The sequence below is a fragment of the Aquimarina callyspongiae genome (assembly GCF_034322225.1).
Classification (GTDB): Bacteria; Bacteroidota; Bacteroidia; order Flavobacteriales; family Flavobacteriaceae; genus Aquimarina.
This window is the reverse complement of record NZ_JAXLPA010000001.1, coordinates 556,102-571,587: the sequence shown is the minus strand read 5'-3', so window position 1 is coordinate 571,587 and position 15,486 is coordinate 556,102. Positions and strand designations below refer to the sequence as shown.

10 protein-coding genes are annotated in these 15,486 nt (G+C 34.2%); 2 read left to right on the top strand and 8 right to left on the bottom strand.

The features are described 5' to 3' along the window. Window positions 1-126 precede the first annotated feature (126 nt). Window positions 127-876, top strand: coding sequence for a rhomboid family intramembrane serine protease (locus U0D62_RS02395; RefSeq protein ID WP_322193687.1), 750 nt, complete (start codon window positions 127-129; stop codon window positions 874-876). Window positions 877-906: 30 nt separating this feature from the next. Here the strand turns inward: U0D62_RS02395 and rlmB are convergent, their stop codons facing one another. From rlmB to U0D62_RS02355, 8 genes are all read right to left on the bottom strand, one after another. Then, complete coding sequence (rlmB, locus tag U0D62_RS02390) at window positions 907-1,641, bottom strand: 23S rRNA (guanosine(2251)-2'-O)-methyltransferase RlmB (protein ID WP_322193686.1); 735 nt, start codon at window positions 1,639-1,641, stop codon at window positions 907-909. 85 nt (window positions 1,642-1,726) lie between these two features. Next, the gene (locus U0D62_RS02385) at window positions 1,727-2,584 is read right to left on the bottom strand and encodes a hypothetical protein (protein WP_322193685.1); all 858 of its coding nucleotides are present in this window, start codon (window positions 2,582-2,584) and stop codon (window positions 1,727-1,729) included. A 13-nt stretch (window positions 2,585-2,597) separates the two neighbouring features. Further along, a complete protein-coding gene (locus U0D62_RS02380) occupies window positions 2,598-3,473 on the bottom strand; it encodes a hypothetical protein (protein ID WP_322193684.1) in 876 nt (291 codons plus the stop codon). A 12-nt stretch (window positions 3,474-3,485) separates the two neighbouring features. Further along, window positions 3,486-5,210: a SusD/RagB family nutrient-binding outer membrane lipoprotein gene (locus U0D62_RS02375; RefSeq protein ID WP_322193683.1), complete on the bottom strand. Its 1,725-nt coding sequence runs from the start codon at window positions 5,208-5,210 to the stop codon at window positions 3,486-3,488. Between the two features lie 14 nt (window positions 5,211-5,224). Next, a complete protein-coding gene (locus U0D62_RS02370; RefSeq protein ID WP_322193680.1) occupies window positions 5,225-8,404 on the bottom strand; it encodes a SusC/RagA family TonB-linked outer membrane protein in 3,180 nt (1,059 codons plus the stop codon). A 407-nt stretch (window positions 8,405-8,811) separates the two neighbouring features. After that, a complete protein-coding gene (locus U0D62_RS02365) occupies window positions 8,812-10,233 on the bottom strand; it encodes a hypothetical protein (protein ID WP_322193678.1) in 1,422 nt (473 codons plus the stop codon). A gap of 22 nt (window positions 10,234-10,255) precedes the next feature. After that, window positions 10,256-13,066 carry a TonB-dependent receptor domain-containing protein gene (locus U0D62_RS02360; protein WP_322193676.1) on the bottom strand — a complete coding sequence of 937 codons (2,811 nt, stop codon included), beginning with the start codon at window positions 13,064-13,066 and terminating at the stop codon, window positions 10,256-10,258. 150 nt (window positions 13,067-13,216) lie between these two features. Further along, window positions 13,217-14,911, bottom strand: coding sequence for a POTRA domain-containing protein (locus tag U0D62_RS02355; RefSeq protein WP_322193674.1), 1,695 nt, complete (start codon window positions 14,909-14,911; stop codon window positions 13,217-13,219). Window positions 14,912-15,095: 184 nt separating this feature from the next. Here U0D62_RS02355 and rpsL point away from each other — a divergent pair, with 184 nt between their 5' ends. Next, a complete protein-coding gene (gene rpsL / locus U0D62_RS02350) occupies window positions 15,096-15,470 on the top strand; it encodes a 30S ribosomal protein S12 (RefSeq protein ID WP_024770883.1) in 375 nt (124 codons plus the stop codon). Window positions 15,471-15,486: the final 16 nt, after the last annotated feature.

Below are 15,486 nucleotides of genomic sequence, written 5' to 3'. Positions count from 1 at the left end.
GAGGATCAGGTAAATACTTTAATTTATGTGTTATAACACATGTAAATATGATTTAGAATATTGCTAGGCTGACAATTTAGCGTGCTTTTATTCTTTGGAGGACTTTTTGATTGATTAGTTGTAATTATGAATGAAAAAGATCAATTTAACTTTAAGACCGGTGTTATAGGATATCCACTGCTATTCGTTCTTTTGATATGGATAGTTTTTTGGTTTGAAGTTCGTTTTGGGTTTGATTTTAACAACTGGGGAGTTGTTCCCAGGACGTTTAAAGGACTTAGAGGAATATTGTTTTCGCCTTTTATTCATGGAGATATAACGCATTTATGGCATAATACCTTACCGTTACTTGTGCTAACCTCGGCATTATTCTTTTTTTATCAAAAAACCGCCTGGAAAGTATTGATAATAGGGGTGTTTTTAACAGGGTTTTTTACTTGGTTATTAGGGCGACCCGCGAATCATATAGGAGCCAGTGGGGTGATTTATATGCTATTTGGTTTTTTGTTTTTTAAAGGTATAGTAGTAAAACATTTTAGATTAATAGCTTTGTCTTTAATAGTTGTTTTTATTTATGGAAGTATGATTTGGTATATACTACCTATCGACCCTAAAATTTCTTGGGAAGGTCATTTGTCTGGTTTGATGGTTGGTACTATGCTTGCATTTTTCATAAAAAAAGGAGTAGCAAAACCTAAATTATATAATTGGGAATCTCCTGATTATAACCCAGAAGATGATGAGTTTCTAAAACACTTTGATGAAAACGGAAACTTTATTGAAAAACTTCCTGAAGATGATCTTGAAGAAGAAATAAAGATTATCTATGAATATAAAGATACAGATGCTTCTTCTCAAAAAAAAGATAAAGAGTAGTGTATTAGGGGTGATAGAATAAAAATGAAATTAGAGTCTTTGCCTAATCACTTCATACAAAAACACGCCACAGGCAACTGATACGTTAAGAGAAGCTATTTCTCCAGACATAGGTAGTTTAGCTTGATGGTCTACAAGTTTTAATACAGAGTTTGAAACACCTTTACCTTCACTACCCATAATAATTGCAGTAGGTTTGGTCATATCTTGTTCGTAAATATTCCCAGAAGCTTTTTCTGTTGCTGCAATTACTTGTATGCCGGATCCTTGTAAATAAAACAAAGCATCTTTTATATGATCAACTTTACAAATAGGCATTTTAAATATTGCCCCTGCAGATGTCTTTACAGTATCTCCGTTAACAGGAGCACCTCCTTTTTTTTGAACTATAATACCATGAACACCAGTAGATTCTGCAGTACGAATGATTGCGCCAAAATTGCGAACATCGGATAATTGATCCAAAACTAAAAATAGAGGTGTTTCACCAGATTCTATAACTTGAAGTACAAGATTCTCCAGATCATAAAATTCAATTGGAGATATATAAGCGATTACCCCTTGATGATTCTTTCTGGTAATCCTGTTTAACTTTTCTACAGGAACAAAAGAGAAAGTAATATTATTGTTCTTTGCTAAATGCATTAATTCTTTAGCAAGCTCTCCTTGTAATCCTTTTTGAACAAAAAGCTTATCAATAGATTTTTCTGATTTGATAGCTTCAATAACAGCTCTTATACCAAAAATATGGGAATCATCTTTCATAGTGGGCAAAGATAGATATAAAAAAACATCCCGATGAAATTTTTCATCGGGATGTTTAAAGAATATTATTTCTAATATTATATTATTATAGAGCTCCTATATTTATGTAGCTCACTTCTCCAGTAACTGCATCCGTTGACTTTTCAAAAGTCGCGATTGGAATACGAGTAAGGTTTGGAGAACCTGCTGGTAAAGTACCATTAATTACTTCTAATGAACCATCAGGTAATGTAAATAATAAATCATAATTTAAATCAACCGTAGGTGAGGCTGTAAAAATGATTGTATAAACATCATAGATACCATCATCTCTTCCTGCATTTTGGAATAAATCACTTTCAAATCTGTTTCCTGATTCAGAAGTTTCAAATATAAAAGTAAAAGCTCTATCGATTACTTGCATATCAAGATCGTTAGTAGCTGGATCTTCCCAGTCGAAAAGAATGTTAAGACCGCTATCAGAAGGCAGAGTATCTGCATAAATACCTAAATCAACAGTATTTGATGTAATTGTATAGGTAGTGTTAGGCTCTAACTCATCCAAAAGAATTGCAATAAGAGATAATTGAGCAGCGTTACTTACACCTCCAACAGTATCGCCGGTAATTACACCGTCATCAGCTGGTACAGTAATAGTTCCTGTTCCTGTAGTTGCTCCTGCTGCTACAGTAGCAGTACCAGTACTAGTGTTACCATTATCTAGGGTGATTCTCGCTGTAACGGTTGCATCACTTGAAAGTCCTTGCGGTAAAGTAACAGAAAAACCTATTACATTTCCTTCACCTATAACAGCTAGATCTGAAGCTACAGTTGATTCTAAGTTAATAATGTTTTTAGTTGAAGGATCACCAATCCCCGCAGATATCGGATCATCATCATCACAAGAGCCAAAAGCTAAAATAGCTAATGACAGTAAGATATATTTAAAATTTAATTTTTTCATAATTCTAAAAGATTTATTGTTTTTGTAGCTCAAATACGTGAGCATTACCATTAAATGGGAAGAAATTCATGTTGATGGAAAGCGTTCCAACACAGGAGAAGAAGAACCCTCCTTCTACAAGGTATGTGTTTTCAACTAATCCATTTGTTCCTTCAGCCCAAACTACTGCTGAATTACCATCTTCATCATTTCCTCCACCAGTTATGATACCAGTAGCAAAATCAATATCAAGGATTAATGGATCACCTCCAGTAGTAGTATATTCACCTTCTACAATGGTAATCTGACCTGCTCCAGGTCCAGCAACAACAGTTCTCACAAAATTTGTTTCACCAAAAAAGCCTGAAAAAGCGATTTGTATTACATCATAAGAACCAGCTATTAATGCTGTGTCTACAGGACAAGATATAAAAGTAAGTAAATCATATGCTTGTCTTTGACCAACTTCTGCTTGAAGATCACCACTTAATGAACTGGAAGTAATGATACTTCCATCAGTTCCTACACTAGTACCAACAAAATCAAATCTTGTTCCAGGAGCAAAAGTTGATACATCTACTCCTAAAGCAGTTGCAACATCTCCGGCAGTTATTAAGAAATCAGCAGGAAATGTAGTAGTAGTATATATTGGTACAAATTCTGATGAACTAGTTCCTTGTACAGCTCTTACTTCAAAAGAGTGACTTGCTACATTTCCGGCAGGAGCCCTTAGCGTTCCTCCATAAGCAGAAGTGCCAATTTGAGTTACATCGATAAGTGAGTTAGTGATATCAATCAAAACAAACGTACCGTTGGGTGCATTCACAACGGGAGATTTCTCGTTGTCTTCGCAATTTGTTAAAGTCAATGCGACAAAACAAATTAAAACTATTTTTAATATATTTTTCATTGAATTTCTTTTTTAATTAATGAATCCTGCTGCATTAGTATCCCAGAATACTTGTTCTGTTCTTTCCTTTTGAGTCGCATTTACATTTACATTAACGTAGTTAGCAGGATATAAAGCACTTCTGTAATAATCTCCAGAGTTTGGCTCTAAAGTTGGTTGATAGTTACTTGGGAAACCTGTTCTTCTGTATCCGTTGTAAACTTCTAAACCATTACCGAATGCTGCGATTTGATATTCTTTCATAATGATATCAAGTCTTCCATTAGTGTCAGCTGTATCATAAGCAGCTAAGACAAAATTAACATATGCATCGATAGTAGCAGTTGTAGGTGCTAGTGCATTTCCTACAATTTGTGCATCAAAATTAACTACTTTATCAATTGAAGCTCTAATACCTGCTTCTAAGAATGCTCTAGCATCTCCTGTTGTTCCAGACATTAAAGCAGATTCTGCTTTGATGAAGTTTACATAAGAAGTAAGTAAAACAGGAGTAATTCCTTCTCCTAGTAAGTTACCATCTTCTCCGTCATTCTGAACGTCATCATCTTGATTTTCATCAAACAAACCACCAGCTGGATATACTCCATATACTGTTCTTTGCTGATTATCTGGTGGGATACCACCATTATCTCCATGATCTCTTCCCCAATATCCTCTTCCAGGATCTGCAGTACAAAATGGTACAGGAGTAGTGTTAAATATAGAAGTTACAGAAGCATAATGACCAGGAGGAGATTGTCTTCCATCTCCACAACCTAAAGTAAAGATATCCTCACCATTAGCATTGTTATCTTGTCTATAAAAGTAATAACGTAATCTAGGATCATCTAATCCTTTTTCAAAGATCATAGTCCACATCAAATAATTAGACATATATCCAGCAGCCCCATTTTCATAATATCTGTTATATCCTGGGTGACGAGAATTTGGATTTAATCTTGTATTTCCATAATTAAATTGCCAGTCTTCTGCAGGCGTGTCAATTAAATCATTTTCAGTTAATAAAGTATTAATTTCAGTTGTTACATTAATATTAACAGCAGAACCATTAAGTCTAATATTATTTAGTATTCGTAGCTTTAAGGTCTTAGCGGCAGTGATCCAATTTGCTTGTAAATCAGCATCTACAGATCCTCCGTTATTCTTAGCAAAAAACATATCATCACCAGGTAAAACTGCTGTTTCAGTAGCCAATGTAGTTATCGCTTCATCAATATCATTAAGAGCAGCAATATAAACATCAGTCTGAGCATCTTCCATTGGGTTTAGGTTATCATTACCTTGTAATGCTTCGCTGTAAGGAACATCTCCAAAAAGATCTACAAGAGTAACTAAAACATAAGCTCTCATAATCTTAGAAGCTCCTAAGTGATATGTAAGTCCTTGTTCTTGAGCAACAGGCTCTAGTGCTTTAATATCTTGTAGTATTCCTGCGTATGCAGAAGACCAAATTCCATTAAAACCAATAGGAGCGAAAGCGTTTTGATATTGATTTCCTCCTGTCATTGCGAATGAACGAGTAACTTGAGAAGTAAATGATGCGTCTCCTGCAACGGTTTGAACAAAACCATTGAATCCTAACTGAATATTATTAAATAAGAATTCTGGATCAAGATTCTCTTCTGTCACGTCATTTGGATTCTGTAATAAATCCAATTCTGTAGTCTCACAGCTTGTAAATCCTACAAGTGCCAACATAAACAGTATAATCGGTCTTATAAATTGTTTATTTTTCATAATTTTTTTAATTTTTAAAATGTAAGATTTAAGCTAAATCCATAACGTTTTGCTGTTGGACCAGTTAGGTAATCAAAACCTTGTCCGTTACCAACACCTAAACTTGTAACTTCAGGATCAAAGTTTAATCCATCAGGGAAGTTAATTGCTTTATACCACATGTTCTGTCCGATTATACGAATAGATACTTTTCCAAAAGGTGTTTGATCTAAAAATCTTTTTGGAAAATCATAGCTTAAAGAGATCTCACGTAATCTGATAGTAGAAGCATCATAAACAGATTGCTCATCAATAAAGAATCCAGAGTTTACAAATCCAAGATCTGTAGCAGCAATCTGAGTTGTATTAGGAGCTCCGTTTAAATCTACACCAGGTAGAATAAAAGTTTGAGTTCTGTCGAAATCTGTATCTGTTGTTAAACCTCTCGAAAGTAGAGCAGAAGCAGTAGTAGAGAAAATGTCTCCACCATGTGTATATTCTACTTGAGCGTTTAATGAGAAGTTTTTATAAGTAAACTCATTGATAATAGTTGTTCTCCAATCTGCATTAGGATCACCAATTATTTTAAGAGCGTTATCAGCAACATAGTTACCATCAGCACCAACAATAAAGTTTCCGTTAGCATCTCTTGCGATAGATGTACCAACGATCACACCATAAGCTTCTCCTGAGATAGCTGCGTTACCTTGGTTTCCAAATCCAGCAAATACCGTAATACTTCCAGGAGCATCTCCATTATCTTCTACGATGTTCTCATTGATTGTATATTGTCCAGAAATATCCCATCTGAAACCTTCTGAATCTGTAGGTCTGATTGGATTAAGATTAAATCCTACTTCAAGTCCTTTGTTGGTTACTTCTCCTAAGTTGTCAGAAGTTACTGTATAACCAGTAGCTGGATCTAACTGCTTATTCTGAAGAATTAAGTCTGTTGATTTTTTATCATATACAGAAAGGTCAAAACCAATTCTGTTATCAAATAATCTAGTTTCAATACCAGCTTCAAGCTCAGTAATTAATTCTGGCTTCAAATTAGGGTTTCCAAGAGCGTTTGATATACTAAGTGTGTTAGTAGTTCCTCCTGTAGGACTGTCAAATACGTTAGTAGCAGCTCCTAATCCTATAATAGAAGAATATGGGTTAGGGAATCCTGCTGAAGAACCAAATCCGACTCTTAATTTTAAATAATTAATAGCTTTGCTTCCTTTTAATGCTTCAATAGCAGAAGTAGGAACAAAAGATAAACTAGCAGAAGGATAGAAAATTGCTCTGTTCTCTCTTGGTAAAGAAGAGAACCAGTCATTTCTACCTTGTAAGTTTAAGAATAAGAAATTATCATATCCTAATGTAGCACTTGCATATGCACCAAGTATGTTGAATTCCTGGAATTGAGTACTAGCAGTAGTTTCTTCAAAGTTTTGATGAGTAAAGATACCATATACGAACTGTTGAGTACTGTTAGTAAAAGTTCCTGTGAATACTTCGTTTCTTGGATTAAGACCTATAGTACCACTAATGTTAAATCTATCAGAGATATCCTTGTCAAAATTTAAACTTAAAGTATGATCCCATATTGTACTTTCAAGATTCCAAGTGTTATATGCACCACCTTGTACCTGCTGTCCACCTTTGTTAGCAGTTCTTTCATTTTTCTGGTTGTAGCTATCTAAACTTAAACGGTAAGATAAGTTTAACCAGTCATTAATTTGATATGAAGTTGTGATATTACCAAAGAATCTTCTAATATTTTCAGTGTCTTTGATATTGTTAAGTGTCCATAACGGATTTTGAATATCATTACCACCACGATAGTATACAGAAGAATTATCAAGAGGGTTCTCATATGGTAAACCAAATAAATCAACACTTCGAGGTGTATATAGTACGTTGGCGAATAGTGAAGCTCCTGCAGGATTACTACCAAAACCAACTGCTGTTGGAGGAGTAACTCTATCTGTTCTTACATAATTAAAAGAAGAACTAACAGTAAACTTATTAGATAATTTAGTAGATCCACCGGCACTAAAGTTTAAACGATTGTATTCATTTGTAGGAATAAATCCTTCATCCTCAGTACGTCCAAAATTAATACTATAATTTGAGTTTTCACTTGATCCTGAAGTACTAACTGATGTAGTAATTACGGATCCTGTAGTAAAGAAATCTTCTACACTATCATAAGGTCTGTATTCATAACGAGCTCCCTGGAATTCAGGAAATGCAGTTGCAAGAGCATCTCTGTCATATGGGTGAGGTACTGTACCATCCGCAGCAACACCTTGTTGACCTCTTACGTTAAAGTTAGGTCCCCAGTTACTAAATGCCTGAGAGTAATTTTGATAAAAACCATTACCATAATTATCTTGGTAATCAGGTAAATTAGCTATTTGATTGGTGAAGTATGATTGGTTTACAGTAATTTCAAACTTCTTGTTGCTATCGGATTTGGTTCCTGTCTTTGTAGTAACTAAAACCACACCGTTTCTACCAGCTTGTCCATAAAGTGTTGTTGCACTAAGACCCTTTAATACTGATATTTCTTTAATGTTGTTAGGATCCAAGTCAAGAAAACGACTGGAAGCAGCAGCACCACCACCTACGAAATTGTTTGTAGGATTCGCGTTAGAGTTGAAAGGAACTCCATCTACAACGAATAAAGGTTGGTTACTACCATTAATAGAAGAATATCCTCTAATAATAATGTTAGTACCAGATCCTGATAATCCAGATGTTTGCGTAATGTTTACACCAGGAGCTTTTCCTGTTAGTGCTCTAACCACATCTGTTTGAGGTTTTGAGGAAATGTCATCAGCAGCAATTGTTGCTACCGCGTATCCTAAAGCTTTTTTCTCTCTACGAATACCTTGCGCAGTTACAACCACCTCTTCTAACTGTGCAGTGTCTTCAGTTAGTTTGACATTGATTGTATTGCCATCCCCAACAGCAATTTCTTTTGTTGCAAAACCTACATAGCTAAAAGTAACCACAGCTCCTTTTGCGGCTTTGATAGAATAATTACCATCAAAATCAGACTGTGTACCTGAACTAGTACCTTTTACAACGATGTTTACCCCTGGCAAAGGCAACCCACTATTGTCGGTTACATTACCTGAGATCGTTTTTTCTTGTGCAAACGTTAGTTGCACTACAAACGCCAGCAATAGCGTTAGCATTCCACTAAACTTTGTTCTCATTTTTATAATTTATTTGAATTAGCCAATGCCAAAAATCAAAATAATATCTTTATAAAACAACTTTTTGATACTAAAATTTGAATTTATTGCATTTCTAATGTTAAAAAAATACAAAATGTCACTATAACGTTATAGTAGTGGGATTGCGGGTTTTTGTTGTAAATATTAGGTCTGTTTTTAAAGGAATTTTAAGATAAATTAAGTGAGGTTTTGAGAGTTTTGTAAAATTGTAGTATGTGTAATTTTTTTGAGAGTTAATTATTTAAAAATGAAAACTATAAGGTGAAATTTCACTTTTTTAGAAATTATATGGAATAAACAAAAAAACCACCCAAACTTTTTAGTTTAGGTGGTTTAAAGTTAAAATTACTAGTCCGGACAGACTAGAATAATATTATTATACCATTTTAGTGAAAAGGTAATACTTCGTTTGAAGTTTTGTTATCAACTAAAACCTGACTTAAATTTATAACTGTAGTAGCTACTCCGGCCCCAGCATCATAAGTAATAGCGTCAAGATTAGCTACAACTGCATTAATGAATGAAGGAATAACTGGTAATGTACTAGGATCTCCATCAGTGATATTTGGGTTTTGTAAAATTTCATTTTCATGAATTACTAATTTAATTCCCATATCAGCGAAACGTAGACCTTCAGAAATAAATATTTCCTGACGTGTTCTATACAATAATACTAATGAAGGATCTCCAGCAGTCATTGCATCGATATCTGCTTGAACCAATGAAGTTCCAGAAACAGAAGGAACATTGATATTTCCTGCTTGACGATCCAAAACTAAACCTGAACGTCCATTAACAACAACTCCTGTGTTATCAGGTCTTCCTCCTGGATCAACTTCTGATCTTCCTTCAATTGAATCATCAATACTTCTTACTTCTCTTGTTCCAACAACAGTTAATAAATCTTCAAGGTTACCTTGAGCACCAGTTACATTTCCATCAGCAAGATTAGCTTCTGCTAATATTAAATATGCTTCTTCAGCCTTTAAATAATGTACAGAGGCATCCTGATTTGGATTTAAGAAAGAATATTTAGGATCTAAGAAATCTAACGTCGGTAACGGTTGGAAATCATCAAAAGTAGCTCTTTCGAATAAAGCATCTTCCATTCTGTTAGAAGGACCGTTTAATTCGTCATAAGTAGCAGATCTCAAGAAGTCCGAATCTAATCCTAATGCACTTTGTGCTGCAGAAACTGCGGCTGCTTGATTACCTAAGTAATAGTTAGCTCTAGCAACGGCTAAATAATACTCAGCTCTAGGATTAAGGCTAATTGCCGTTTCAAAAGAAGATATTGCACTAGCAAAATTCTCTGCAGAAGAAATTGGAGCTCCCAATTCTTCTTGTGGTAATGCTGAGAAATACATTCCAGCATATAAATATGACATCCCTTCGAAGAAGTTGAATTCTGCTTCAGTTGCAGTAGTATATTCAGAATCTCCAGGACCTACTGCTTCTAATCCAAATTTAGCAGCAATTCTCATTCTTGCAATTCTAAATTGAGTATCTCTAATATCAGGATCATCAACTCTTATTTCAAGACCGTCTAAAAACTGACTAAAGAATGTTTGAGTATTAGTATAGTTATCAGAACCAAGCTCAGCTAAAATTAAAATTTCATTAAGCGTGATTGATAATTCTCTTTCGATACCTTGAAGCCAGATCGTTGCAGAGTTGGGTTGCCCAACGATCGAAGTTTCAGATAAATTTGGGTTTTCTACAGAAGTGAAATCTGTAGCATCTTTTAAATTGTCAGTACAACTTATCAGAAAACCAAGTGTGATTATATATATTGATATTTTTTTCATTTTTACTTGTATTTTAAATTATCTAAAACTGGAATTTAAGAGAAGTCATATAAATTCTAGGTGCAGATTCTGTACCGTAAGCGAATCCACCACTACCAAATCCATTTTGATTTCCAATACCAGAACCTGTTGTTTCCGGATCAAAATCACCTTCTGTCCAGTTGAATGGGTTGGTTACAGTGAAACCAAATGTTACATCATCAAATATCTGGAACTTGTCTCCAAAAGAATAGTTAACACCGATATTTCTAATTTTTACAAAGTCATTGTCAAAAACGAAGAAATTAACATAGTTAAATGGACTTGTTGTACCAACTAGATCATCTGGAATTCCAGTATTGTCAGCTCCTCTTAAGTGTCTTAGTAAGAAACTTAAATCAACGATCTTACCTCCGAATTGATAATCACCAGTAAGGAAGAAGTTTAATTTATCCCAAGTATAGTTTAATCCAAAAGACCCAAAATTAGGTGCAAAAGTATCTCCTAGAGGAGAGTTTGGAGTAAAAGTATAAGTCCCATCTCCATTTGCATCTGCTCTTGTACCTCTTAAATATCCTAAAGTTTGTCCTTGTTCTACCCAAGATCCAATTACTGTAAATCCACCAACATTAAAAGCAGGTGCTCCACCGGTACTAACTACTAGGTTTTCATTTCGGTTATATGAAGCGTTAATACTTAAATTGTGTTTGTCAGTTCTAATTAAATCAGCACTAAGAGCAAATTCCCAACCTTTGTTTTCGATCTCTCCAATGTTCTTAATTTGATTGAACTGTCCTGAAGAAGGAGGAGCTCCTGGAGTAAATAATGCATCTTCTGTAGTAGCGTTGTATCTAGTACCACTAAGATTTAATCTGTTGTTAAAGAAACCTAACTCAAGACCAAATTCTGTTGTTACTACAGTTTCAGATATTAATTCATTATTTCCTGGATTGTTGAAAATAAATGAAGGCTGTCCTAAGAATGGATTAAGGCTAAAAGTTCTGTCTTGAGAAAATGGTTGAGCAAAGTTAGTAGCTTCACCATAATTAGCTCTTAATTTAATGTTAGATACTACAGAGCTTATTCCACTATCATAATAAAAATCGTGATCAGAAATGTTATATGTAATACCAACTTTTGGAAGGAATAATGCATCAGTATTGCTACCTGCAGAAGTGTTTTGATCTAAACGTCCTCCAAATTCAAGGAAAGCTACATCGTAGATACCAATGTTTTCTAAGAAGTATAAACCGTAGTTAGCATTTTCTAGAATAAAATCATCGGTTGTTTGAGTAGGAAAGAATCCTAAATCAGTTGTACCGTCAACTCCACCAGAACCACTAGTTTGATACTGTCTATCAGTTGTTCTAAAGAACTGACCACCTACGATAGTTACAAACTCAAAGTTGTCAATGCTACCTCTGTGAGTAAAGTTAAGATCTCCTGTTACAGTAAATGCATTTCTAACTAATCTGTTTAGTATTGCTTGATCTGTTGTTCCATCAGCAATAGAACCAATTGCAATTTGAAAAGCATTGGTTTGGTTTTCTTCTTGTAACTGAGTTCTAGAATCAATACCTATTGTTGCATTTGCTTGGATATTATCATTAAAATCGTAAACAAATTTGTTTGAATTTGTAAAACGATTTACTGTGTTAGAAATATCAACTAATGGCCCTATTCTATTAGAGCGATCTAATTCTGCTTGCCATTCAGCTTCTGTCAACTCATCTAAGTTTCCTCTTCCTGCTCCTTCAAAAGAAGAAAATCTAGAGAAACTAGTGTTAGCGTTGTAATCCAAATTAGATTCAAAACCAACATAAGAGAAAGAACCTTGGTATTTTAACTTATCAGTTACCTGGGCACCTAAACCAAAAGAAAGATTTCTTCTTACTTGCTCATTTAATAAGTTGAAAGAATCATCAGCATATAAACTTCCAGAGAAGTTATAAGTAACTTTTTCATTTCCTCCATTTACACCTATTTTGTATTCTATAGAAAGTCCTGGTCTAAATAATGCTTCACCAGTTCTCTCATATTTAAGAAAGTCTTCGGTAGCCTTGATAACACCTAATCTTGATTCAAATGTAAATCTAGCTTTTCCTTGAGTTCCTTTTTTAGTGATGATCTGGATTACACCATTTGCAGCATCTGCTCCATAAAGTGTAGTTGCTGCACCACCTTTGATATATTCTATTTTTTCGATTGATTCTGTAGGAATATCTGCAAGTGCTGAAATATCTGCACCTCCCGTACCAATTCCTAATTGCGGGTTAGAGTTTAGGTTGTCTACACGTACACCATCAACAATTACTACCGGAGTGGCAGAAGTTGCAGCGGATATAGGTCCTCTGGTTCTAATTATTGCAGCAGTACCTGGCTGACCAGAACTTAATCGGATCTGTGCACTTGGAGTGGTAGACTGTAATAATTGGTCAATCTGGTTAGAAGGAAGTTTATCAACGTCTTCAGCAGTTAAAAAATCTACTGTGGTTGATAATTTTCTTCTAGCAATACCAGAACCTTGACCAGTAATAACTACTTCTTCTAGTACAGAAGCAGATGGTGATAACTGTATGTTTACAGTGTCATTGTCTCCGGCAACTACTTCTTTGGTGTCAAAACCAATATAGCTAAAGGAAATGACAGCTCCGCGATTTGCAGTAATAGAATAATTACCATCAAAATCTGTCTGAGTACCGTTAGTAGTGTTTTTGATTAATACGTTAACTCCGGGTAAGGGTAGTCCTTTGTCATCTGTAACAGTACCCGAAATTGTTTTTTCTTGTGCAAAAGAAAATTGCACGATCAATGCTAAAAATAGCATTAATGCTAAATTTTTTCGTGATTTCATTATAGTTTTAAATATTTTGAATTAGCTTGAGTCAAAAATGATAATAATATGTTTTAGCTAAAATTTGTTTTGGTTTTTTTTAACGTACATATGTTAGTTTAGTATCATTTTAACGTTTTGTTTAGGTTTTTTTTAGAGAATATTAACGTTTTAAAACCTTGCATTTAGACTTATGTGTACTTTTGTGTTGGAAAAACGAAAATTTTGATCACTGGTTTTTCCATTTGCAAAAATAATTCTAAATAACCCTGTAGCTGTGTTAAGACCTAGTCCAAAACCAAAACTTGTTAAGTTGTCTGATAGGTTATTGCTTTCATCTTCAAAATAAGCGTAATCGATGATAGAGTGGATTAAAAGATTTTGTGAGAGAAGATATCTGTATTCTGTGTTTAATACATTGTATAAAGATGCATTAATAGTGTTTTCTTCAAAGCCTCTGATCGAATTGATTCCTCCAAACCTGTATAGTTCATTAGTGAATAAGTCATCAGAAAATATTGCAGCTGCATTGTCTTTTATTAATATAGAATTTCTTGGATTAAGCTCGAATGTGTAACCCAATTGTAGTTCGCCTTTGATTTGATCTGTGGTCGCAATATCTGTTTTTCGGGAGCCTAGTTCTAGTAAAATAGCATATCTACTTTTTATAGGGAACAATTGATTGTTTTGTCGCCTAGTACGTTCATAACCGCTTCTAATAAACGAAGCGTCATAATCGTTAATGTTTAATGCAGGTTGTGGTATGTCTAAAAGATTGCTAGAGTTAATAGTTTTGTACCCTAAAAAAACATTGCTTTTGTCGTTGATTAAATAGTTTAGGTTGACGTTTTGTTGTGTAATTAAAAAACTAGAATCTCTTTTGAATATTTCTAATCCAGCTTCAATCCCTAATGGTGTCTTTAATATATAAGGTAAAGTGATATCGGCTTCAAACCTTTGTTGTTCGTTCCCGTCGCTTTTGTATATCAAGTTAAGGCGTTCTCCAAAATTCAGGTTGTTAACCAAATTTAAGTTAATATATCCATTTAATTCTAGATTGCCATCTTCGGTGTCACTCGAGAATCCTAAGAATCCGTCAAAATTATTCGCAGTTTGTTTTTTAAGATATAGAAATACGTTGGTAGAGTCTTTTCTAAATAATACTTCTGGAGGCTTTATGTTGGTTGCAAAACCAAGATTGTCAATGTTTTGAGATTGTTCGATTAACTTATCTTTATTAAAGGTAGCGCCTTTTTTTAATCGGCTGTAATATTTTAAATAGGATTTTGGAAATTTTTCATACCCTCGAATTATTATATTGTCAATGATTCTGGATTTGCTTTTTTGACTATTTAGCGTTGCATATATTGTATCACCCTTTTTTTTAATTTGAGATAGAGAAAGATGGCTAAAAGTATTTCCTTGATTGACAAGGTAATCAGTTAGGTATTGAAGAATCTTTTCGGTTTTGTCAAAAGGTGTATTGAACGTTGTTTCGGTAGCATTGTTAGATATCTTTTGTACAATGCGTTTAGGGATAAGCTGGTTGTTATAAGTTATCGATAGGTTTTTGTATTTAACGCCTAAATTAAAATTTGCAGATAACGTACTGTCATTAGTTTTTTGAAGACTTGCTAATTTTAAATCCAAGTATCCGGCTTTAAGTAGTTTTTTTTGAAGTGTATCTATTTCTTTTTTTAGAGATAAGTAATTCTCAAAACGAGTTTGGTATGATGTGCTGTCAATTATTGAAGTTTCTACAGAGTCCTTTCCTTTTGCTGAGAGAGTGAGAATAGGGTTTTGTGCATAGCATAATGAATGTATACATGTATTAAGGACAAATAAAAAAAATAAAGAAGCTTTCAAACTGTGTTTTAATGGTGCTAAAATAACGGAAAATACATTGATTTCTTACGGTTGTGTGTTGTCATTTTAAATGTATTTGAAAATTAATGGGTTAGGATTTGAATTGCTCAAAAATATTTCTACCTTTGCAGCCCTCATAAAAGAGGTATTGTAAAAATTTTTTAATAATAGTGTAAAGCAAATTATGCCAACAATTTCACAATTAGTACGAAAAGGTAGAGCCAAAATAACTAAGAAGAGTAAATCGGCTGCTTTGGATTCGTGCCCGCAACGCCGCGGTGTATGTACTCGTGTGTATACCACTACTCCTAAAAAACCAAATTCAGCTATGCGTAAAGTAGCTCGTGTTAGGTTAACAAACGGAAAAGAGGTTAACGCATACATCGGAGGTGAAGGTCACAATCTACAGGAGCACTCGATAGTATTAGTTAGAGGTGGAAGGGTAAAAGATTTACCAGGAGTTAGATATCACATTGTTCGTGGAGCTTTAGACACCGCAGGTGTAGAAGGTAGAACGCAACGTAGATCTAAGTATGGTGCAAAACGCCCTAAGAAGTAATTAAAAAAACTTTAAG